This is a genomic window from Robertmurraya sp. FSL W8-0741 (assembly GCF_038004005.1).
Classification (GTDB): Bacteria; Bacillota; Bacilli; order Bacillales; family Cytobacillaceae; genus Robertmurraya; species Robertmurraya siralis.
In genome coordinates this window covers 4,622,551-4,645,122 of sequence record NZ_JBBOQG010000001.1, presented here as the reverse complement: position 1 = coordinate 4,645,122, position 22,572 = coordinate 4,622,551, and the positions used below count along the sequence as shown (strand labels likewise).

The 22,572-nt window shown below is 41.2% G+C and carries 22 protein-coding genes and 1 riboswitch; of the genes, 19 read left to right on the top strand and 3 right to left on the bottom strand.

Going from position 1 to position 22,572, the window contains the following annotated elements; all coding sequences use genetic code 11:
• Nucleotides 1-116 precede the first annotated feature (116 nt).
• Nucleotides 117-266, bottom strand: coding sequence for a hypothetical protein (locus NST02_RS22675; protein ID WP_340949853.1), 150 nt, complete (start codon nt 264-266; stop codon nt 117-119).
• Between the two features lie 375 nt (nt 267-641).
• On the opposite strand from NST02_RS22675, the gene NST02_RS22670 reads away from it, so the two are divergent.
• The 14 genes from NST02_RS22670 (at nt 642) to purD (ending at nt 15,279) form a co-directional block, all read left to right on the top strand.
• The gene (locus NST02_RS22670) at nt 642-1,184 is read left to right on the top strand and encodes a DUF2179 domain-containing protein (RefSeq protein ID WP_095309158.1); all 543 of its coding nucleotides are present in this window, start codon (nt 642-644) and stop codon (nt 1,182-1,184) included.
• On the top strand, nt 1,181-1,381 hold the full coding sequence (locus NST02_RS22665) for an NETI motif-containing protein (protein ID WP_095309156.1): 201 nt from the start codon (nt 1,181-1,183) through the stop codon (nt 1,379-1,381). Before NST02_RS22670 ends, NST02_RS22665 begins: the two co-directional genes overlap by 4 nt.
• Nucleotides 1,382-1,478: 97 nt before the next feature.
• A riboswitch (purine riboswitch) is annotated at nt 1,479-1,579 on the top strand.
• Nucleotides 1,580-1,771: 192 nt separating this feature from the next.
• Entirely contained in the window at nt 1,772-2,260 is a 489-nt protein-coding gene (gene purE, locus NST02_RS22660; protein WP_137743064.1) for a 5-(carboxyamino)imidazole ribonucleotide mutase, read from the top strand.
• A complete protein-coding gene (gene purK, locus NST02_RS22655) occupies nt 2,247-3,398 on the top strand; it encodes a 5-(carboxyamino)imidazole ribonucleotide synthase (RefSeq protein ID WP_340949852.1) in 1,152 nt (383 codons plus the stop codon). Before purE ends, purK begins: the two co-directional genes overlap by 14 nt.
• A gap of 4 nt (nt 3,399-3,402) precedes the next feature.
• Nucleotides 3,403-4,695, top strand: coding sequence for an adenylosuccinate lyase (gene purB / locus NST02_RS22650; protein WP_340949851.1), 1,293 nt, complete (start codon nt 3,403-3,405; stop codon nt 4,693-4,695).
• Nucleotides 4,696-4,845: 150 nt separating this feature from the next.
• Complete coding sequence (gene purC, locus NST02_RS22645; RefSeq protein WP_095309148.1) at nt 4,846-5,565, top strand: phosphoribosylaminoimidazolesuccinocarboxamide synthase; 720 nt, start codon at nt 4,846-4,848, stop codon at nt 5,563-5,565.
• Entirely contained in the window at nt 5,558-5,812 is a 255-nt protein-coding gene (gene purS / locus NST02_RS22640) for a phosphoribosylformylglycinamidine synthase subunit PurS (protein ID WP_095309146.1), read from the top strand. The genes purC and purS overlap by 8 nt, the downstream gene beginning before the upstream one ends.
• Nucleotides 5,809-6,486, top strand: a complete 678-nt coding sequence (gene purQ, locus NST02_RS22635) for a phosphoribosylformylglycinamidine synthase subunit PurQ (RefSeq protein WP_137743061.1) — start codon at nt 5,809-5,811, stop codon at nt 6,484-6,486. Before purS ends, purQ begins: the two co-directional genes overlap by 4 nt.
• Nucleotides 6,487-6,574: 88 nt before the next feature.
• Nucleotides 6,575-8,794, top strand: coding sequence for a phosphoribosylformylglycinamidine synthase subunit PurL (gene purL, locus NST02_RS22630; protein WP_137743060.1), 2,220 nt, complete (start codon nt 6,575-6,577; stop codon nt 8,792-8,794).
• A complete protein-coding gene (purF, locus tag NST02_RS22625; RefSeq protein ID WP_095309140.1) occupies nt 8,779-10,191 on the top strand; it encodes an amidophosphoribosyltransferase in 1,413 nt (470 codons plus the stop codon). Before purL ends, purF begins: the two co-directional genes overlap by 16 nt.
• A 348-nt stretch (nt 10,192-10,539) precedes the next feature.
• Complete coding sequence (gene purM, locus NST02_RS22620; RefSeq protein WP_095309138.1) at nt 10,540-11,568, top strand: phosphoribosylformylglycinamidine cyclo-ligase; 1,029 nt, start codon at nt 10,540-10,542, stop codon at nt 11,566-11,568.
• A gap of 11 nt (nt 11,569-11,579) precedes the next feature.
• Complete coding sequence (gene purN, locus NST02_RS22615; protein ID WP_340949850.1) at nt 11,580-12,164, top strand: phosphoribosylglycinamide formyltransferase; 585 nt, start codon at nt 11,580-11,582, stop codon at nt 12,162-12,164.
• 206 nt (nt 12,165-12,370) lie between these two features.
• Nucleotides 12,371-13,906, top strand: coding sequence for a bifunctional phosphoribosylaminoimidazolecarboxamide formyltransferase/IMP cyclohydrolase (gene purH, locus NST02_RS22610; RefSeq protein WP_340950037.1), 1,536 nt, complete (start codon nt 12,371-12,373; stop codon nt 13,904-13,906).
• Nucleotides 13,907-14,013: 107 nt separating this feature from the next.
• Entirely contained in the window at nt 14,014-15,279 is a 1,266-nt protein-coding gene (purD, locus tag NST02_RS22605) for a phosphoribosylamine--glycine ligase (protein WP_212934247.1), read from the top strand.
• Here the strand turns inward: purD and NST02_RS22600 are convergent.
• Both NST02_RS22600 and NST02_RS22595 read right to left on the bottom strand, forming a co-directional pair.
• On the bottom strand, nt 15,257-15,346 hold the full coding sequence (locus NST02_RS22600; RefSeq protein ID WP_340950036.1) for an EYxxD motif small membrane protein: 90 nt from the start codon (nt 15,344-15,346) through the stop codon (nt 15,257-15,259). The genes purD and NST02_RS22600 overlap by 23 nt on opposite strands.
• 105 nt (nt 15,347-15,451) lie before the next feature.
• On the bottom strand, nt 15,452-15,727 hold the full coding sequence (locus NST02_RS22595) for a YgaP family membrane protein (RefSeq protein WP_095309132.1): 276 nt from the start codon (nt 15,725-15,727) through the stop codon (nt 15,452-15,454).
• Between the two features lie 360 nt (nt 15,728-16,087).
• Between NST02_RS22595 and NST02_RS22590 the strand changes: the two genes are divergently transcribed.
• The 5 genes from NST02_RS22590 (at nt 16,088) to pcrA (ending at nt 22,562) form a co-directional block, all read left to right on the top strand.
• Nucleotides 16,088-17,830: an adenine deaminase C-terminal domain-containing protein gene (locus NST02_RS22590; protein WP_340949848.1), complete on the top strand. Its 1,743-nt coding sequence runs from the start codon at nt 16,088-16,090 to the stop codon at nt 17,828-17,830.
• A gap of 40 nt (nt 17,831-17,870) precedes the next feature.
• Nucleotides 17,871-18,911: a DUF3048 domain-containing protein gene (locus tag NST02_RS22585; protein ID WP_340949846.1), complete on the top strand. Its 1,041-nt coding sequence runs from the start codon at nt 17,871-17,873 to the stop codon at nt 18,909-18,911.
• Between the two features lie 46 nt (nt 18,912-18,957).
• A complete protein-coding gene (locus tag NST02_RS22580) occupies nt 18,958-19,254 on the top strand; it encodes a YerC/YecD family TrpR-related protein (protein WP_095309129.1) in 297 nt (98 codons plus the stop codon).
• A 357-nt stretch (nt 19,255-19,611) separates the two neighbouring features.
• A complete protein-coding gene (locus NST02_RS22575) occupies nt 19,612-20,289 on the top strand; it encodes a heptaprenylglyceryl phosphate synthase (protein ID WP_095309127.1) in 678 nt (225 codons plus the stop codon).
• 65 nt (nt 20,290-20,354) lie between these two features.
• Nucleotides 20,355-22,562 carry a DNA helicase PcrA gene (gene pcrA / locus NST02_RS22570; RefSeq protein ID WP_095309125.1) on the top strand — a complete coding sequence of 736 codons (2,208 nt, stop codon included), beginning with the start codon at nt 20,355-20,357 and terminating at the stop codon, nt 22,560-22,562.
• Nucleotides 22,563-22,572 lie beyond the last annotated feature (10 nt).

The following is a 22,572-nucleotide window of genomic DNA, read 5'->3' as shown; positions in this document are numbered from 1 at the left end:
ATGCCTTAGATCGGCGCAATCAGGTGTAAAACAAGCGCAATCAAGCCACAAATAGCCGCAATCGAAGGCACAACAAGCGCAATCCTTGCCAAAATCGTATACTCCACAAATAATCCCTATGTAATCACCTCAACCCTACCCACCTTCGCTGCAGTGACAAGTAACCTGCTGCAATCAAACACAAAATCCGGGAATGTTGTGTTTGCATAAAACAATAATTCGCCCACTTCACAAACATTCGTCCATCTTACAAATAATTCGTCCATCTATTAATAATTCCTCGATTTCACAACAATTCAGCTACCCCCTCACTAAAAATATTGGACGTTTTCGTAAATTTCATTTTGCAATCTTAGGTTTTTTCCAAACCGAGAGGGAAAAGATAAAAGCAAATTGAGAAAAATTAAGCGCAATATACTTTAAATCGGTGCAATTCAAAGCAACTGCGTGCAAGTATGTCTAATGTGTGCAATTGTATAGTCGAGAGCAGTTGGATTTTATCGACAAGGTCAGAGGGATCGGGCTCAAGCAATAGGACACAAGTACTCATCTAACAGAAGTAGCTGAAATAGAGTGCAATTAGGTTTCATTTTTAGTAAAATGAGGCATACACGATTTTGCTTTATTAGGAGGACATTTCCGTGTTACAAAATGGATTGGTAATGGTGCTCATTATTCTCGTCATTAATATTGTCTATGTGTCCTTTTTTACGATTAGAATGATTTTGACATTAAAGGGACAAAGGTATTTAGCTGCTTTTATAAGTATGATTGAGGTTGTTATTTATGTTATCGGGCTTGGGTTAGTACTTGATAATTTGAACCAGATTCAGAACTTGATTGCGTATGCAGTTGGTTACGGGATTGGTGTAATCGTAGGAATGAAAATTGAGGAGAAGCTTGCGTTGGGCTATATTACCGTCAATGTAATTACGAAGGAATATGATCGGGATTTACCGAGACTTCTGCGGGAAAAAGGCTATGGTGTGACGAGCTGGGCCGCGAATGGCCTTGAGGGGGATCGGATGGCGTTGCAAATTTTAACGCCAAGAAAATATGAATTAAAGCTCTATGCAACCATTAAAGAGCTTGACCCGAAAGCGTTTATTATCGCGTATGAACCGAAAACGATCTACGGTGGATTTTGGGTTAAATCGGTTAAGAAGGGAAGATTGTTTTCATGAGCAGATTGAAGCAAAGATTTGAAGTACAAGAAAATGAGACGATTGATCAATGTCTGGACCGCATCCAAAAGGCTGGCTACATTCCTGTACGAAGAGAAGAAAAACCAATATTTCAGGAGAAAAAGCAAGGCTCCACGGTGGTCTATGAGCCTATAGGAAGGCAAATTATTTTTGAGGCAAAGAGGACAGAGGGTTAAAACACGAACATTAATAGAAGAATATTTTATTATTGTTCGATTATTGTTGACACACACCGTTAATGTTGTTACTATGGTAGTGCAAATGGAATAATCGATAAAAAAATACAATTTACCTCATATATAATGGGAATATGGCCCATAAGTTTCTACCCGACAACCTTAAATTGTTGGACTATGAGGAAAGTAAATGACGGGATAAAAATTGATCTTTAATTGAAGGGCATAAGCGGACATGGGTGGAATGGCTGTGCTAGCGCAGCCTTAGATGATGTCCTTTTATTTTCTGTGCCTCAATAAATGAACAATGTGCCCGGACAGATTGCTTTCCTTCATAGGATTAAGCAGTTTGTTCCGGGCTTTTATTATGGTTAAAAATGGAGGAGAAAAATGAGCGTGCAGGTTGCAGTAATTATGGGGAGTACATCGGATTGGGAAACAATGAAGCATGCGTGTGACGTGCTGGATAAGCTCGAGATTTCCTATGAAAAAAAAGTAGTATCCGCACATAGGACTCCAGACCTTATGTTTCAATATGCAGAAGAAGCAAGAGGACGGGGCTTTAACGTAATTATTGCAGGTGCAGGAGGGGCGGCTCATCTTCCAGGTATGGTAGCGGCTAAAACGACTCTTCCTGTAATCGGTGTGCCAATTCAATCAAAAGCATTAAATGGATTGGATTCTTTATTATCGATCGTACAAATGCCGGGTGGTGTTCCGGTAGCGACAGTAGCTATCGGCAAGGCAGGAGCCACGAATGCTGGATTGCTTGCTGCGCAAATACTTGGTGCGACTGATTTCGCAGTAGCAGAACGACTCGACAAAATGCGTGAAGCAACGAGAGAGGCTGTAATGGAAAGTAGTGATGAGCTTGTTTAAAACCATTTTACCTGGACAAACGATTGGAATTATCGGTGGAGGGCAGCTTGGGAGAATGATGGCAATAGCAGCGAAAGAAAAAGGCTACTGCGTTGCTGTGCTGGATCCAACAGAAAATTCTCCTTGTGGGCAAGTTGCCGATATTGAAATTGTTGCACAATATCATGATTTACTGGCGATTCAAAAACTGGCTGAAGTTAGTGATGTTATTACGTACGAGTTCGAAAATATCGATGCGGAGGCGCTCGACTGGCTTTGTGAGAATGCTTATGTGCCACAAGGAAAAGAAGTGTTAGAAATCACCCAAAATAGAGCAACAGAAAAAGCAGCGATTCAAAAGGCGGGTGCAGAAGTCGCTCCGTATAGGGTAATTAATGACATGAATGACATTTATGCTTATATCGATGAAATCGGCTATCCTTGTGTACTAAAAACAGCAACGGGTGGTTACGATGGTAAAGGACAGCTTGTTATTCGTTCAAGAGATGACATTGAAAAAGGAGCACCGCTAGTTGAATCTGGATTATGTGTTCTAGAGCAGTGGATTTCTTTTGAAAAAGAAATCTCCGTTATTGTGGTACGCAACCCAAAAGGGGAGACTTCCGTTTTTCCGGTGGGAGAGAATATTCATAAGGACAACATTCTGCATGAAACAATCGTGCCAGCAAGAATGGCAGAGGATGCGAAGGAAAGAGCAATCTCACTTGCAATAGAGCTTGCCAGAACATTAAATTTAGTCGGTACATTAGCGGTGGAGATGTTTTTAACGGCAGAAGGCGAAATCTATATAAATGAATTGGCGCCTCGGCCGCATAATTCAGGTCATTACTCGATAGAGGCTTGTGAAACATCTCAATTTGAACAGCATATTCGTGCGGTTTGCAATCTACCGCTCGGAAGTACCGAATTATTAAAGCCTGTCGTTATGGTGAATATTCTTGGTGAACATCAAGAACCAATTATTGAAAAAATAAGCGATTACCCAAACTGGAAAATTCACTTATATGGAAAAAAAGAAGCGAAAGTAAAAAGAAAAATGGGGCATGTGACCATTTTAAATCATTCAATAGAGGACGCCCTATCTGAAATTGACAGCAGTGGAATTTGGGAACAGGCGAAGGAAAGAATCGGAGGATAAAAACATGATTGATCGTTATACAAGACCCGAAATGGGCGCTATTTGGACAGAGGAAAATCGTTTTAAAGCTTGGTTAGAAGTAGAGATTTTAGCATGTGAAGCATGGGTGGAGCTTGGAGAAATTCCAAAGGAAGATGTTCAAAAAATCCGTGAGAAGGCATCGTTTGATATTAACCGCATTAAAGAGATTGAAGAAGAGACACGACATGATGTTGTCGCATTTACTCGTGCTGTATCCGAAACACTTGGTGAGGAAAGAAAATGGGTTCACTATGGACTAACTTCAACGGATGTTGTTGACACGGCTTTATCCTATTTAATAAAGCAAGCCAATGACATTTTGCTAAAGGATATAGAAGGTTTTGTTGAAATCTTAAAAAACAAAGCACAGGAACATAAATATACAGTGATGATGGGACGTACTCACGGAGTTCATGCGGAGCCAACAACATTTGGACTGAAGCTAGCCCTTTGGTATGAAGAAATGAAGCGTAACCTAGAACGCTTTAAGCAAGCTGCTGAGGGGGTTGAATACGGAAAAATATCTGGGGCAGTTGGAACATATGCCAATATTGATCCATTTGTTGAGAGATATGTATGTGAGAAGCTTGGAATTAAACCAGCGCCCATTTCTACGCAAACATTGCAACGTGATCGCCATGCTCACTATATGTCAACAATAGCATTAATCGCTACATCAATCGAAAAAATGGCAGTCGAAATAAGAGGTCTGCAAAAGAGTGAAACCCGAGAGGTAGAAGAATTTTTTGCAAAAGGTCAAAAAGGCTCTTCTGCTATGCCGCATAAACGCAACCCGATCGGTTCTGAAAATATGACTGGACTTGCCCGTGTCATCCGTGGACATATGTTGACTGCATATGAAAATGTCCCGCTTTGGCATGAACGTGATATTTCACATTCTTCAGCAGAGCGAATTATTTTACCAGATGCCACGATTGCTTTGAATTACATGTTAAATCGCTTCGGCAATATCGTGAAAAATTTAACGGTCTTCCCAGAAAACATGAAGCGCAACATGGATCGTACACTTGGTCTTATTTACTCTCAACGTGTTCTACTCGCCTTAATCGATAAAGGCCTACCACGTGAAGAAGCGTATGATACGGTGCAACCAAGAGCGATGGAAGCATGGGAAAAGCAAGTTCCGTTTAAGAGCTTAATTTCTGCCGATGAAACCATAACAGCAAAGCTTTCACCAGCAGAAATTGATGATTGTTTTGATTATAATTACCACTTAAAGCATGTCGATACAATCTTTGATCGTTTAGGACTATAGAAGGATTCATTTTTAAATGAGCGCCTATCGCCTTTCAAACTTCTGATACTGGTTTTACATCCTACGATAAGTCAAAGTTTCTTCAATCGAAAAGTTTGTAAGGCGATGACCAAGGCACTTCCACTTTTAGTATAGGAGGCTCTCCTAATCATGGAAAAAAGAGCATTGTTATATGAAGGAAAAGCAAAGAGAGTATATCAAACGGATGATGAAAATCTCGTATGGTTGGAGTACAAGGATTCTGCGACAGCTTTTAATGGTGAAAAGAAGGAGCAGATTACGGGTAAAGGAAAATTAAATAACGAGATTACAAGTTTAATATTTTCAAAGTTGAAAAAAGAGGGAATTGCCACTCATTTTGTTAAGAAGCTTTCCGAAACGGAACAGCTTGTAAAGAAGGTAACGATTATTCCTCTTGAAGTTGTCATACGCAATGTGGCAGCAGGCAGCTTTTCTAAAAGACTGGGGATTAATGAAGGAAACCCTCTCTCAAAACCCCTCGTTGAATTTTACTATAAAGATGATGCTCTTGGAGATCCACTCATTACGGATGACCATATCGAAGAATTACAATTGGCGACGAAGGACGAAGTAGCCCTTTTAAAAGAAAAAGCACTGCAGGTCAATGAAGTGTTATCGAGGTTGTTTCTTGAATTAAATATTCGCCTCATCGACTTTAAGCTGGAATTCGGAAAGGATGCCGAAGGGAACATCGTCCTAGCTGATGAAATTTCACCAGATACCTGTCGCCTATGGGATAGCAACACGAATGAGAAGCTGGATAAAGATGTATTCCGCCGTAATTTAGGAAGCTTAACAGATGCTTATGAAAACATTCTTGCGAGACTGGGAGGTCCATCACATGTATAAAGTAAAGGTTTATGTAACATTAAGAGAAAGTGTACTTGATCCACAAGGGGCTGCGGTAAAGCACTCATTACAGTCATTAAGCTATAACGAAGTATCAGACGTTCGAATTGGAAAATACATGGAGTTAACGGTTGAAAAATCAGAACGCAACGTTGAAGATGTCGTAAAGGAAGTGTGTGAGCGCCTCCTAGCAAACCCTGTTATTGAAGACTATCGCTATGAAATTGAGGAGTGTGTAGCCCAATGAAGTTTGCTGTCATCGTGTTCCCAGGCTCCAACTGTGATGTAGATATGTATCACGCAATTAGAGATGAACTTGGCGAAGAAGTCGAGTATGTTTGGCATGATGCAGATCATTTAGATGAATTTGATGGAATCCTTTTACCTGGTGGATTTTCCTACGGAGATTACTTGCGCACAGGAGCAATTGCTCGCTTTAGCAAGGTGATGCAAGAGGTTGTGAAAGCAGCCAATGCAGGAAAACCTGTCCTTGGTGTTTGTAATGGCTTTCAGATCCTCCTCGAAAGCGGGCTGTTACCAGGTGCGATGAGACGGAATGAAAGCCTGAAATTCATTTGTAGACCAACGAGATTAAAGGTAGAAAATAACGAGACTATTTTTACTTCTGAGTATAAAAAAAGCGAAATCATTACCGTTCCGATCGCCCATGGTGAAGGGAATTACTATTGTGATGAGGAGACCTTACAAAAATTAAAGGACAATCGCCAAATTGTCTTTACGTATGAAAACAATCCAAACGGTTCTTTAGAGGACATCGCTGGAATCATCAATGAAAAGGGAAATGTACTTGGCATGATGCCCCATCCTGAAAGAGCAGTTGATGAATTATTAGGAGGAGCAGATGGCTTGAAGCTATTCCGCTCGATCGTGAAAACTTTTCGAAATGCTGTTGTCGTATAAAATCATCAGGTGGCAGTAGGCTAAAGATTCCTGCGCATAAGCTGGTAAACAAAGCAGTCATCTATCGTAAAATTATGGAGGGAAGCACATGTCGATCATGCTTGAACCAAGTCCACAACAAATAAAAGAAGAAAAAATTTATCGAGAAATGGGTTTAACTGACGAGGAATTTGCGAATGTAGAGAAAATCCTTGGAAGAACTCCTAATTATACAGAAACTGGCCTTTTTTCTGTTATGTGGTCAGAGCATTGCAGCTATAAAAATTCAAAGCCAGTATTAAGAAAGTTTCCAACAAAAGGGGAACGAGTCCTTCAAGGTCCTGGAGAGGGAGCGGGAATTGTTGATATTGGCGATGATCAAGCGGTTGTCTTTAAAATCGAAAGCCATAATCATCCTTCTGCAATAGAGCCTTATCAAGGAGCGGCAACAGGTGTCGGTGGGATCATTCGTGACGTTTTTTCCATGGGAGCAAGACCGATTGCTTTATTGAACTCTTTACGTTTTGGAGAGTTAGATGCCTCTCCTCGTGTACGCTACCTTTTTAAAGAAGTTGTCGCTGGAATAGCTGGCTATGGAAACTGTATTGGAATCCCAACGGTCGGGGGAGAGGTACAGTTTGACCCTTGCTATGAAGGTAATCCACTCGTGAACGCAATGTGTGTGGGGTTAATTGACCATAAGGACATTAAAAAGGGTCAGGCACATGGAATCGGCAATACGGTGATGTATGTCGGTGCTAAGACAGGTCGAGACGGCATTCACGGAGCAACATTTGCATCGGAAGAATTAACAGAGGATTCAGATGAAAAACGCCCAGCAGTTCAAGTTGGAGATCCGTTTATGGAGAAACTTCTCATTGAAGCTTGCCTTGAATTAATTCAATCAGATGCCCTTATTGGAATTCAAGATATGGGAGCAGCGGGATTAACAAGTTCTTCTGCGGAAATGGCCAGTAAGGCTGGTTCAGGAATTGAAATGAATCTTGATCTTGTGCCGCAACGAGAAACAGGAATGACGGCTTATGAAATGATGCTATCTGAGTCACAAGAGCGCATGCTCATTGTGGTGAAGAAGGGCCGTGAGCAAGAAATTGTAGATTTATTTTCAAAATATGATTTAGAATGCGTTGCAATTGGTCAAGTAACCGATGATAAAATGCTTCGTCTCCTACACAATGGGGAAGTTGTTGCAAATGTACCTGCTGACGCTCTAGCAGAGGATGCGCCAGTATATTATAAACCTTCGCGCGAGCCCGAATACTTCCGCGAGTTCCAAGCGATGGGCAATGATATTCCTGCTGTCGGTGATTACAATGAAGCGCTTGTTAAACTTTTGCAGCAAGCAACCATTGCAAGCAAAGAATGGGTTTATGATCAATATGACTATATGGTACGCACCAATACGGTAGTGGCTCCAGGATCAGATGCTGCGATTGTCCGTATTCGTGGAACAGAAAAAGCATTGGCAATGACGACGGATTGTAACTCAAGATATATATATTTAGATCCAGAGTCAGGTGGAAAAATTGCCGTTGCCGAAGCAGCGAGAAACATCGTTGCTTCTGGTGGTGAGCCGTTAGCGATTACAGATTGCCTGAACTTTGGGAATCCAGAAAAACCGGAAATCTTCTGGCAGTTTGAGAAAGCAGTAGACGGGATGAGTGCTGCTTGTACGAAGCTTAATGCACCAGTCATTGGCGGTAACGTATCCCTTTATAATGAAACGAATGGTACAGCCGTTTACCCAACACCTGTTGTTGGAATGGTCGGTCTTGTGGAAAACCTTGCACATGTGACGACACAAAACTTTAAAAGCGCAGGAGACCTTATTTATCTAGTTGGGGAAACCAAGCCTGAATTTGGCGGAAGTGAATTGCAAAAGCTCACATATGGACGAATTTTTGGCAAGGCACCAGAAATTGACCTTGATGTGGAAGAACAAAATCAAAAGAGTGTTCTAGCTGCAATTCGTGCGGGAGTTGTAGCATCCGCTCATGATATTGCAGAAGGAGGACTCGCTGTTGCATTAGCAGAAGGATTGATGGGAACCACTGATCTTGGTGCAAAAGTGACGGTAAATGGGGATGTAACCTCTGCACTTTTCAGTGAATCACAATCACGTTTCCTACTATCCGTGAAAAAAGAAAATAAAGCCCAATTTGAAAGCTTAGTAAAGGCGCAATTAATTGGTGAAACGACAAATACATCTAATCTTCAAATCTATACTGATGATAAGCTTGTTCTTGATCAAAAAGTGGTGGATTTGGAGGCTGCTTGGAAAGGGGCTATCCCATGCTTGCTGAAATAAGGGGATTAAATGAGGAGTGTGGCATCTTTGGTGTATGGGGGCATCCTGATGCAGCTCAAATCACTTATTACGGTTTACACACCTTGCAACATCGTGGGCAAGAAGGAACCGGAATGGTTGTCACAGACGGTCAGAAGCTTAAAGGGGTAAAAGGAGAGGGACTTGTCGCTGAAATTTTCACAGCGGAGGCCATCGAGCAATTAACAGGTACAGGAGCCATTGGTCATGTTCGCTATGCCACCGCAGGAGGCGGTGGCTATGAGAATGTGCAGCCGCTGCTCTTCCACTCGCAATCTGGAAGTCTAGCACTTGCCCATAATGGAAATTTGGTCAATGCCACGGCGTTAAGACGTCAGCTTGAAGGGCAGGGAAGCATTTTTCAAACAAGCTCTGATACAGAGGTGCTTGCCCATTTAATTAGACGTGGCGGAAATGCACCGCTTGTGGAGCAAGTGCAGAATGCTTTGACCATGCTAAAAGGGGCTTATGCTTTCTTAATTATGACAGAAACACAGCTGATGATTGCTCTTGATCCAAATGGCATGCGTCCGCTCTCTATCGGCCGTTTAGGAGATGCTTTCGTAGTTGCTTCTGAAACATGTGCTCTGGACGTAGTTGGTGCAAGCTTTGTTCGTGATGTCGAGGCAGGGGAATTGGTCATCATTGATGACACAGGAATCCGTTCTGAGAGATATGCAATGCCTGCCAATCAAGCGATGTGTTCGATGGAATATGTTTATTTTTCCCGTCCGGATAGTGATATTCAAGGGATCAATGTTCATACAGCCCGTAAAAATTTAGGGAAAAAACTAGCGCTTGAGGCTCCAATTGAGGCAGACGTTGTTACAGGTGTTCCTGATTCAAGTATTTCTGCTGCAATCGGTTATGCTGAAGAGTCAGGGATTCCTTATGAGATGGGCTTGATTAAAAATAAATATGTCGGGCGGACATTTATTCAGCCTTCGCAGTCTTTGCGTGAGCAAGGGGTAAAAATGAAGCTCTCCGCTGTTCGCGGTGTCGTGGAAGGAAAAAGGGTAATCATGGTCGACGATTCGATTGTTAGAGGAACGACGAGTCGCAGAATTGTGACGATGTTGAAGGAAGCAGGTGCAACAGAAGTGCATGTTGTCATCAGTTCACCACCGATTAAAAATCCATGTTTCTATGGGATTGATACCTCATCCAAAGAAGAGTTGATGGCGGCTAGTCATTCTGTTGAAGAAATGCGGGAAATCATCGGTGCCGATACGCTAACCTTTTTAAGTGTAGAAGGTTTATTAGAAGGGATCGGCAAGGTGAGCGCGGATGAAAATTGTGGGCAATGCCTCGCTTGCTTTACAGGTAAATATCCTACGGAGATTTATCCAAGTACAGCGAGAATGTATGAAAAGGTTTAGGTTAAAGTTTTTTGAATTTGCTTGTATGTAACTTTGTCTATATTGACTAGCGGCACTAGATGCCGCTTTTCTATTCACCGGAGTTTTATCTTGTATCATGCTGAACCTGAAATTAAGAAAAAATGGCGCGGTTTTTCGCTTCGCTTCGTTGCGTGGTAAGAGGCTTAAAGGCTGTTCCTTGGCTCATTCTTTCAACTTTCCAGCGTAATTGAAAAGCGTGTGAAACTAAGGTTTCCCACGAAATGAGTGCCAAATTGTTCGAACAGCCATATTGTCTAACGAAATCACTCATTTAAAATGACAATATTTACGCAAATATGTCCGAAATAATCATTAGGAGGTCTTAACATGGCCAATGCTTATAGGCAAGCAGGTGTTGATATAGAGGCCGGCTATGAGGCAGTCACAAGAATGAAGAAGCATGTGAACCGTACGATTCGCCCAGGAGTTATGGGGGGACTTGGCGGTTTTGGTGGAATGTTTGATTTATCTTCCCTAAATTTGAAAGAACCTGTTCTCATATCGGGTACTGATGGTGTGGGTACAAAGCTGATGCTCGCTTTTCTCATGGATAAGCACGATACGATCGGCATTGATGCAGTTGCTATGTGTGTTAATGATATTGTCGTTCAAGGGGCAGAACCGCTTTACTTTTTGGATTACATTGCTTGCGGGAAAGCTGCACCGGAGAAGATTGAAGCGATAGTTAAAGGGATTGCTGATGGCTGTGAGCAAGCAGGCTGTGCCCTCGTTGGGGGAGAGACTGCTGAAATGCCGGGAATGTATAGTGAGGACGAATATGATTTAGCTGGTTTTTCAGTTGGGGCTTGTGAGAAAGAAAATATTATTACGGGTGAGAATATTAAACCAGGTGATGTTCTAATCGGTTTGGCTTCAAATGGAATTCATAGCAATGGTTACTCTCTTGTCCGGAAAATTTTCCTAGAGCAAGCGGGAATGTCGCTTGAAGATGAGGTCGAGGAACTTGGCTGCACGCTTGGTGAGGAGCTTTTACGTCCAACAAGAATTTATGTGAAGCCTCTGTTAGCAGCTATGCGCAAATTTGAAATTAAAGGTATTTCTCATATTACGGGTGGGGGATTTATCGAAAATATTCCGCGCATGCTACCGGATGGATTTGGAGCTGAGCTTTTAGAAAGCAATTGGACCGTACCAGCCATTTTTTCATTAATGGAAAAGCTCGGTAAATTAGAACGTCAAGAAATGTACAACATCTTTAATATGGGGACGGGAATGGTAATGGCAGTCAATAAGGACGACGTTCATGCAGTGATTCAACTGTTTACGGAACTCGGAGAAAAAGCATATGTAATGGGTGCTGTGACGGAACAAGCAGGGGTACAGATTAAGGAATAGCGGAGGTTACCATGAAGAAGATTGCTATTTTTGCTTCCGGTAGCGGAAGTAATTTTCAAGCTATCATTGAGGCCGTTAAAAAAGGTGAGCTCGAAGCTGATATTGCTTTGCTTGTTTGTGATAAGTTAGGGGCTTATGCGCTAGAACGAGCGAAAAATGAAGAGATTCCTTATTTTGTTTTTAATGCGAAAGAGTATGACGGCAAAGAAGCGTATGAAATTGAGATTTTAAAAAAATTAAAAAAGCATGAAGTAGACTTCATCGTACTTGCAGGATACATGCGTTTGATTGGGAAGACACTTTTGGATGAGTTTGAAGGAAGGATCATGAATATTCATCCATCTCTTCTTCCTGCTTTTCCAGGTAAGGATGCAATAGGTCAGGCATTAACGGCGAAGGTAAAGGTAAGTGGTGTGACGGTTCATTATGTTGATGCTGGAATGGATACGGGACCGATAATTGCCCAAAAGCCGATCGAAATTAGTGAACAGGAAACAAAGGAAAGTTTACAAATGAAAATTCATCAAGTGGAGCACGAATTATACCCTAAGGTTATTCAACAACTTATAAAAGAGGGTATTTCCGTGAAAAAGTGACACTCTCTTAACATATAGAGGTGAAATGCTCAGCATTTTTTAGGCTTTTTTATAAATCAGTGTTGATTTTTGGTTTATTTTCTCTCTGATTCCATGAAGCGATAGTTTTTTTCTATCGCTTCATGGAATCAGAGGACCTTTTTAGCATACTTTAGCTTTTTATAAACAAGCAGAAAACACAGATCAATAACTAGGAGGATTTTATGATGAAGAAGAGAGCGCTCATAAGTGTATCGGATAAAGCTGGAATTACGGATTTTGCCAAACAATTGCATGAACTGGATTTTGAGATTATTAGCACTGGCGGGACGAAAAAGGCCATTGAAGATGCCGGTATCCCTGTTATGAGTGTTAGTGAGGTGACAGGCTTCCCAGAAATTCTTGAAGGACGGGTTAAAACACTGAATCCGATGATTCACGGTGGATTGCTGGCGAAGTTCTCAGAGGCGAGTCATCAAGAACAGCTCTCCGAGCATCAAATCCAACCTATTCATGTCGTATGTGTAAATTTATATCCGTTTCAACAAACGATTGCTAAGCCAGATGTAACGGTTGAAACGGCAATTGAAAACATTGATATCGGCGGACCAACGATGCTGCGAGCATCAGCAAAAAATCATGAATATGTTACGGTCGTTGTGGACCCCGTTGATTATACAACTGTAATTGAGGAATTAAAAGCTAGTGGTGAAGTCCAAAAAGAAACTCGCCGGAAGCTGGCTGCCAAAGTATTTAGACATATGGCAGCTTATGATGCAATGATTGCTGAATACATGACAGAGCTTGCCCAGGAAGAAACACCAGAAAACTTAACCGTGACATACGAATTGAAGCAATCATTACGTTACGGTGAAAATCCACATCAAAAGGCCGCCTTTTATCGCAAGCCTTTAGGCTCCGTATTTTCGATTGCCAATGCAACTCAATTACACGGTAAAGAGCTTTCTTACAATAATATTAATGACGCTGATGCAGCCTTACAAATTGTCAAAGAATTCACTGAACCAGCTGCTGTTGCGGTAAAACATATGAATCCCTGTGGTGTTGGGACAGGGAACGACATATTTTCTGCCTTTTCAAAGGCATTCGCGGCAGACCCTGTGTCGATATTTGGAGGAATCATCGCCTTAAACCGTGAAGTGGATAAGGCGACAGCAGAAAAGCTCCATGAAGTCTTTTTAGAGATCATCATTGCACCATCTTTCTCAGATGAAGCTATTGAAATTTTAACAAGTAAGAAAAACCTGCGTCTTTTAACGATTCCGTTTGATAAAAAGGCGAAAAAGGAAGTAAAATTGACTTCCATAGAAGGCGGATTGCTAGTCCAAGAACAGGATCGGTTTGGTTTAAAGGATGCAACGGTAACCGTTCCTACGAAGCGCAAGCCAACAGACGAGGAAATGAAGGCGTTGGAACTCGGCTGGAAAATTGTTAAGCATGTAAAGTCAAATGCGATTGTAGTTAATAATCGTGACATGACATTAGGGATTGGTGCGGGACAAATGAATCGCGTTGGTGCAGCAAAAATTGCTCTTGAGCAAGCAGGTGCAAAAGCAGTTGGAGCTGTTCTTGCTTCAGATGCCTTTTTTCCGATGGATGATACAGTTGAAGCGGCAGCAAAAGCCGGAATTAAAGCGATTATTCAGCCAGGTGGCTCTGTCCGTGATGAGGATTCAATCAAAAAGGCAGATGAATTTGGAATTGCCATGCTCTTTACGGGTGTTAGACATTTTAAACATTAATGAGGCATCTTAAAACAAGAGACTAGCAAACGACGGCAAAACTAAGCTTTTGCCAACATCATACTCACGATTAGATCAGGAGTAAATAAAAAGCGGAGGTTGACGGAATGAAGGTGTTGGTTGTTGGTCGTGGTGGCCGTGAACATGCGATTTGTCAAAAGGTAAGCGAAAGCCCGCAAGTTGAAAAAATATTTGCTGCACCTGGAAATGATGGAATGGTGGATATAGCTGAGCTTGTGGATATCGGTGAAACTGAACTAGAGAAGCTCGTTCAATTTGCCAAGGAAGAAGAAATTGACCTTTCGATCATTGGTCCTGAAGTCCCTTTGCTGACAGGACTTGCAGATAAATTCCGGGAAGCAGGACTTACGGTATTTGGACCAAATCAGAAGGCTGCTGAAATCGAAGGAAGTAAATCCTTTGCTAAAGATTTAATGAAAAAGTATGCTATTCCAACAGCAGAATACGAAGTTTTTAGCGACTATGAAGCTGCTCGACAATATGTTGAAGAGAAAGGTGCACCAATTGTGATTAAGGCTGATGGACTTGCAGCAGGCAAGGGTGTAACAGTAGCGATGACGCTTGAAGAGGCACTTGCCAGTCTCAAGGAAATGCTTCAGGACTCAAAGTTTGGTGAGGCTTCTTCCACTGTCGTTGTAGAGGAGTTCCTTGCAGGGGAAGAATTTTCACTCATGGCTTTTGTAAACGGAGAAAATGTTGTTCCACTTGAGATCGCTCAAGATCACAAAAGGGCGTTTGATGGTGATACAGGACCAAACACAGGAGGAATGGGAGCTTATTCACCTGTGCCGCAAATTGCTGAGGAGGATATTCGCTTAGCTGTGGAAACGATAGTTAAACCAGCGGCAAAAGCACTTGTACAAGAAGGACGAAGCTTCTGCGGGATCTTATATGCTGGATTGATTCAAACGGATACAGGGCCAAAAGTGATTGAATTTAACGCGCGGTTTGGTGATCCTGAAACGCAAGTTGTCCTTCCGCGTATGCAATCTGATCTAGTTCAAGTCATGCTGGATTTGATCAATGGCAAAACACCAGAAATTAAATGGGATTCTCAATCGATGATCGGTGTGGTCGTCGCTTCAAAAGGGTACCCAGAAGCCTATGAAAAGGGAGCAGAGCTAATGGGCTTGGACAAGATTGCTGGATTTGTGTATCACGCTGGAACGAAAAAAGACGAAGCAGGCCCATTCCTGACAAATGGCGGTCGAGTCTTACTTGTAGGAGCTAAATCAAATACATTAGCAGAAGCGCAGAAGTTAGTGTATCAAGAGTTAACGAAGCTTAACTGTGAAGGTGTTTTTTACCGCAAGGATATCGGTCATAAAGCTATCGCACATGTTTCCCTCTAGATTTTTTAACAAAGGCGTAGCATAAAGCAACGATGCTACCAATTAAAACAATAATTAAGAAAGACATGTCGGTAACGTATTCCCAAAACATTATATCTGTACATCTCCTTTATTCAGGCTTTCATTTTCTCGGTGCTTTCCTCCTTGGTTGAGGAAAGCACCGTAAATTTTTTTAAGATGGATTAGAAGGAACAATTGTTTCTTGTAAGGAATCTTCTTCGTTTTTCTTTTGGGGAGCCTTTTTCATGCCCTCTTCAATGAGTGACGTGACAGGGCAATAACGGACAATGCCTTCCCCAACTTTCATGGCCCCAAGGATAGCCGTTATTAGGAATGCATTTTTCCAAGGTTTTTTAACCATTTTCGCTGTGCTCCAAGCTAAAATGGTCAGTCCGCAAGTAATACGGATCAGGGCATTAACAATTCCGATATTTTGTTTAATTTGCATATTCATGTCTCCTTCACAATTTCTTAACATAATTTTTTAAGTCTTTAATGTGTTAAACAACAAAATATGGTAGTATATATAAAAATGATGGAAAGTTTAGTAACTTACTTTCATATCATTTTATGATCGGGTAATTCAAGTGAATTGATTTCATCATGTACCATCGCTAATTAAAAAACGAACCATATCATGTTTAATCATCATTTATATCCGTGTTTACTCCTTAAAATAATGTAAAATTCAAATGAACGTTCGTTTTTTAACTTGAAGTGCGCAATGATGAAATGGACTAAAGTTAAAGAATATAAATAATAAGCCAATGTATATACATCATTGAAATTTCAAAGGGGAGGGAACATTGTGCTAGAACAAAGATATCGTTGGAAAAATAAACATATTCGTGAGCATGTTTCAGTTATTGATGGAAAACTATCACCGACCATATTATTGCAAAATGCTCGTTATTTAAATCAAGTGCTGCGCAAGTGGATCACAGCAAATATTTGGATTTACGAGGATCGCATTGTGTATGTAGGTGAAAAACTGCCTGAAAATACAGGTAACTGTGAGATTATTGATTGCAAGGGACAGCTTCTTGTACCAGGTTATATCGAACCTCATGCTCACCCATTTCATTTATATAATCCCCATTCGTTGGCTCGATATGCATCCCAGTTTGGAACAACTACCTTAATTAATGACAATATGGCGCTTGTTTTGCAGTTAGACAAAAAGAAAGCGTTTTCTTTAATGAGGGAGCTCCGCAACATTCCAACAACGATGTACTGGTGGTGCCGTTTCGACTCGCAAACAGAAATATTGGATGAAGTGGATACTTTTTCCCATGCGAATGTAAAATCATGGCTAGAGCATGACGCCGTTTTACAAGGGGGAGAGTTAACAGGGTGGCCTAAGCTTGTAGATGGCGATGATTTAATGCTCCACTGGATTCAAGAATCGAAAAGGATGAGAAAGAAAATCGAAGGGCATTTTCCTGGTGCATCGGAAAAAACATTAGCAAAAATGACGTTATTCGGTGCGGATTGTGATCATGAGGCAATCTCAGGTAAAGAGGTCTACGATCGACTGATGCAAGGTTATATGGTCTCGTTGAGACATTCATCGATTCGACCTGATTTGCCGGTTCTACTCGATGAAATTCACGAGCTCGGAATTGAACATTATGATCGCTTTATTTTCAATACAGATGGCTCTTCGGCATCCTTTTATGAACAAGGGATTATTGACAATATGATTCGAATCGCCATTGAAAAAGGGGTTCCGGTCATTGACGCTTATAATATGGCAACAATTAACGTTGCCCGCTATTATAACCTGGAATACCTCCATGGAAATATTGCAACCGGCAGAGTTGCCAATATTAATTTTCTCAGCGATGAGAAAAATCCGACACCAGTCTCTGTACTGGCAAAAGGAAAATGGGTGAAAAGAGATGGAGAAAATGTCGATGTATATGAGGAGATAAATTGGGAAACACATGGACTTGAGCCATTAAAAATTGATTGGGATCTAACGAATGATGATATGCAATTTTCGATGCCTTTTGGAATTCAAATGGAGAGTTCGGTTATTACAAAACCTTATTCGATTTCAATCGATGTGAATCATGACGAACTTCCGAATACTCATGATGAATGTTTCTTTATGCTGATTGATAAAGAAGGAAATTGGAGAACAAATACGGTGCTGAAAGGATTTGCCAACAAACTTCCTGGGTTGGCAAGCTCCTTTACTAATACTGGCGATATTGTTCTGATTGGAAAGAATAAAAATGAGATGATGAGAGCTTTTAGACGTCTGAAAGAAATCGGTGGCGGCATTGTTTTTAGTGAGAATGAGGAAATTGTTCTTGAAGTACCGCTTCCTTTAAATGGAGTTATGTCGGATAAGAAGGTTGAAGAGTTGATTATTGATGAGAAAAAACTGTCTTCTTACTTAGTCGAGAGAGGCTATAGATTCAATGATCCGGTTTATTCTCTATTGTTTTTTACTTCGACGCATCTGCCTTATATTCGTGTAACTCAGCAAGGAATGTATGATGTCATGAACAAAATGGTACTCTTTCCAACGATAATGCGTTAAAATATAAAAGAGTATATGCGCAGGATGTAAGGGGTGCAGAATGAAAAGTAAATGGATCTATACTACGGCAACGGTTTTCTTCTTGTTAGCTGGCTGTAGTGGAAATGAAGAAGTGGTACAAGAACATCAGGAAAAGCCCATAAATGAAGAAGTTAATAAAGATGAGTTTGCTTATCAATATCCTTTGACAGGAGTAGGTGTGAAAGAAGAATCAACAAGTCGTGCATACGGTGTCATGATTAATAACGATCCAAAGGCAAGGCCGCAATCAGGCTTGCATAAAGCGGATCTTGTTTATGAATTATTGGCAGAGGGAAATGTTACGCGTTTTTTGGCTATTTTCCAAAGTGAGGAAGCTGAACGGATCGGACCTGTGAGAAGTGCGCGCGACTATTATATTGATTTAGCGAAAGGGTATGATGCCTTATACGTTGCTCATGGCTATAGTCCGGAAGCGAGGGCAATGTTAAGTAGTGGCTATATCGATAATATCAACGGGATGCAGCATGATGGTACTTTATTTAAGAGAGACAGCAGCCGTGTTGCTCCCCATAATTCATACATTACGACCGAGGATATTTTAAAAGGTGCAGATGATGCTGGCTATAATATGGAGCAAGCTCCTTCCTCATTGTCCTTTTTATCTGAGGATGAGGTAGAGGCATTAGATGGGACGAAAGCCCATTCTGTTCAAGTGTCTTATTTTTCAAGTGATTTATTTCAAGTGACTTATGAGTATGACGAGAAAACGAAAAAGTATGAGCGCTATAGCAACGGTGAATTAACAGCAGATTTAGATTCCAAGGAACCAGTTTTGTTAGACAATATATTGGTTGTCGAAGCAGATCATAAGATCATTGACGACTATGGGCGACGCGAGATTGATTTAGCATCAGGAGGTAAAGCGTACTTGCTGCAAAGAGGGCAATGGCGTGAATTGGAATGGAGAAATGTCGCTGGACGTATTCTTCCCTATGATGAAAATGGGAGAGAGGTTGGTTTTGTTCCAGGGAAAACATGGATTAATGTTGTCCCATCTGACAAAGGAATTGAGAATGTAGTTGTTATTACGGAAGAATAAGTGAACGTTTCATTTAGAAGAGAAAACAGCTTAAAGGGGTAAATATATGCAAATTGAAAAACTTAGAGGAAAAGAACTGGATCAATTATTCAAAGCTGTCTTATCGCTGAAAGATTTAGAAGAATGCTATCGCTTTTTTGATGATCTTTGCACAGTCAATGAAATTCAGTCCTTAGCACAGCGCCTAGAGGTGGCAAGGATGCTTCGTGAAGGGAAAACCTATCACAAAATTGAAACTGAAACGGGTGCGAGCACAGCGACAATTTCTCGCGTAAAACGTTGCTTAAATTATGGTAATGACGCCTATGAACTGGCTCTTGAACGGATAAAAGAAGAAGAGTGAGCAGATAAGAAACCGAGGTGAAAGCAGGGAACCTCGGTTTTTTGTTTGCTGTTTTTTCTAGGAAGCCTGCTTTCTTTTGTCCAACAAGTACAACCGTATCCGTGCGCTTACTATTTTTCTATTCTGTTCAATCGATGAATGAAGGTCGCTCGAAATCTTAAAAAATAGCTCATTTCCCGACATTGCTCCTATCCAATTAAAAACAAAATTGACCGCAGCACTAAACCTGTTTTCATTTTTTATTCCTTTAAACAAATGCTATAATGATGGAATGGAATATGGCTTTGTCCATTAAAAAACATTAATTTGCGGTGTATCTTCAATCTTTGAAATATACTCAATTGGAGGAAGTAGTAAGTGTACAATATTCGTGACTGGCGCCATGCGTTTAAGCTGGATCCTAATAAAGAAATTTCTGATGAAAACCTTGAAAAATTATGTGAATCGGGAACAGATGCGATCATTGTTGGCGGGACAGACGGTGTGACTCTTGAGAAGGTACTAGATTTAATGGCGAGAGTTCGAAGATACACAGTTCCTTGCGTTCTAGAGGTTTCTAATATTGAATCAATTACTCCAGGCTTTGACTTCTATTTTATTCCCTCTGTCTTGAATAGCCCACATTCTAAATGGATAATTGAATTGCATCATGAAGCAGTAAAAGAATACGGAGATATCATGAATTGGGATGAAATTCTTGTGCAGGGCTATTGTATTCTTAATGAAGAATGTAAGGTGGCAAAGCTGACAAAAGCAAAGACGAATTTGACAGGTGAGGATGTGGCTGCTTATGCAAGAATTGCAGAGAATATGCTGCATTTGCCAATTTTTTATTTAGAATACAGCGGCTCATATGGGGATGTACAAATCGTTCAAGAGGCGAAAGAAGTGCTTGATAATACCGTCCTTTTTTACGGTGGAGGAATTGCGAATTTAAGTCAGGCAAAAGAGATGGCGGCATACGCTGATGTGATCGTCGTCGGCAATGCGATCTATAGGGACTTAGAAAAAGCTCTTGAAACGGTGAAAATATAAATTGAAGGCTGAACGTAACTCTTATACAATAGAAAAAGAACATATGTTTGTTTGGTGGTGAAGGAATGCAATATTTAACAGATAAATTACTAAATGGCTTAAACCCAGAGCAGCAAAGAGCTGTTAAAACGACAGAGGGCCCTTTGCTACTTATGGCAGGTGCAGGTAGTGGAAAAACAAGAGTACTGACCCATCGGATTGCTTATTTAATGGTTGAAAAACGCGTTAATCCGTATAATATTTTGGCCATTACCTTTACGAACAAAGCTGCACGTGAAATGAAGGAACGGATTTACAAGATGATGGGTGGAGCGGCGGATGAAATTTGGATTTCGACTTTCCATTCAATGTGTGTAAGGATACTGCGCCGTGATATTGATCGCATCGGCTATAATCGCAACTTCACGATTTTGGATTCAACCGATCAACAATCTGTAATCAAAGGAATCCTAAAAGAGAAAAATATTGATCCGAAGAAATTTGACCCTCGCGCGATTTTAGGTGCGATTAGCAGCGCGAAAAACGAGCTGAAGACACCCGAGGAATTCAGCAAGACTGCTGGTGGTTATTATGATCAGGTTGTGGCGGATGTGTACGAGCTTTATCAAAAAAAACTGCGCAAAAATCAAGCGCTTGACTTCGATGATTTGATTATGATTACGATTCAGCTTTTTCAACGGGTTCCAGAGGTTCTTGAATTTTATCAGCGTAAATTTCAATATATTCATGTTGATGAGTATCAAGATACAAACCGTGCTCAGTATATGCTTGTGAAATTATTGGCAAGCCGCTTTCAAAATCTTTGTGTTGTCGGAGACTCGGATCAATCAATCTATCGTTGGAGGGGCGCTGACATCGCCAATATTCTTTCCTTTGAAAAGGACTACCCACGTGCCGCTGTGATTTTGCTGGAACAAAACTATCGCTCAACAAAGACGATTCTCAATGCAGCCAATGAAGTGATTAAAAACAACCTAAATCGTAAGCCGAAGAATCTTTGGACGGAAAATATGGACGGCAACAAAATCTACTATTTTCGTGCGGACAGTGAGCAAACAGAAGCTCAATTTGTCGCCGGAAAAATGAAAGAGCTAGTGGACAGCGGAAAACGGAAGTATTCCGACTTTGCGGTTCTCTACCGCACGAATGCTCAGTCCCGTGTGATGGAAGAAGTGCTGCTTAAATCAAACATCGGCTATGCTATTGTCGGCGGTATTAAATTCTATGATCGGAAAGAAATTAAAGATATTTTAGCTTATTTAAGATTGATTGCTAATCCCGATGATGACATCAGCTTGCAGCGGGTTATTAATGTACCGAAGCGGGGGATTGGCTCAAGCTCGATCGACAAAATTGCCAATTTTGCCACCCTCCATGATCTTTCGATGTTTGGTGCCCTCGATTCAATTGAACTAATTGGTCTAAGTCCAAAAATTACGAAGGCAGCTACAGAATTCCGTGAGCTTGTTAAAGGCTATACAAATATGCAAGAATATCTATCAGTTACAGAATTGGTTGAAGAGGTCCTTGATAAAACAGGTTACCGTGAAATGTTAAAAGCGGAGAAATCGCTAGAATCGGAAAGCAGGCTAGAAAATATTGATGAATTTTTGTCTGTAACTAAGAGTTTTGAGGATGGAAGCGACGATAAAAGCCTTGTCGCATTTTTAACGGATTTAGCTCTTGTTGCTGACATTGATCGGCTTGATGATGAGGGAGAAAAGATGGATCAGGTTGTGCTCATGACATTGCACTCAGCAAAAGGTTTAGAATTTCCAGTTGTCTTTTTAATGGGCTTAGAAGAAGGGGTATTTCCACACAGCCGTTCATTAATGGAAGAGGCGGAAATGGAGGAAGAGCGCCGCTTAGCTTATGTGGGAATTACTCGAGCTGAGGAGGAGCTTTATCTAACGAATGCTCAAATGCGAACATTGTTTGGCCGCACGAACATGAATCCTCCTTCACGATTTATTAACGAAATTCCGGAAGAATTATTAGAAGGGGTCAAGCCGCAAGCAAGAGCATCATCTCCATTTGCTACCGCTTCACGTCCAACGATGAGACCGGCAGTTAAACGACCTGTGCCAGCCTCTACCGGTGGAGAAGGATTAGGCTGGGCGGTTGGCGACAAAGCGCAGCATGGAAAATGGGGAGTCGGTACGGTAGTTAGTGTCAAAGGAGAAGGCGAAAGCATGGAGCTTGATATTGCATTTCCAAGCCCAGTAGGGATCAAACGACTTCTCGCAAAGTTTGCTCCAATTCAAAAAGTGTAAGTGAAAGGGG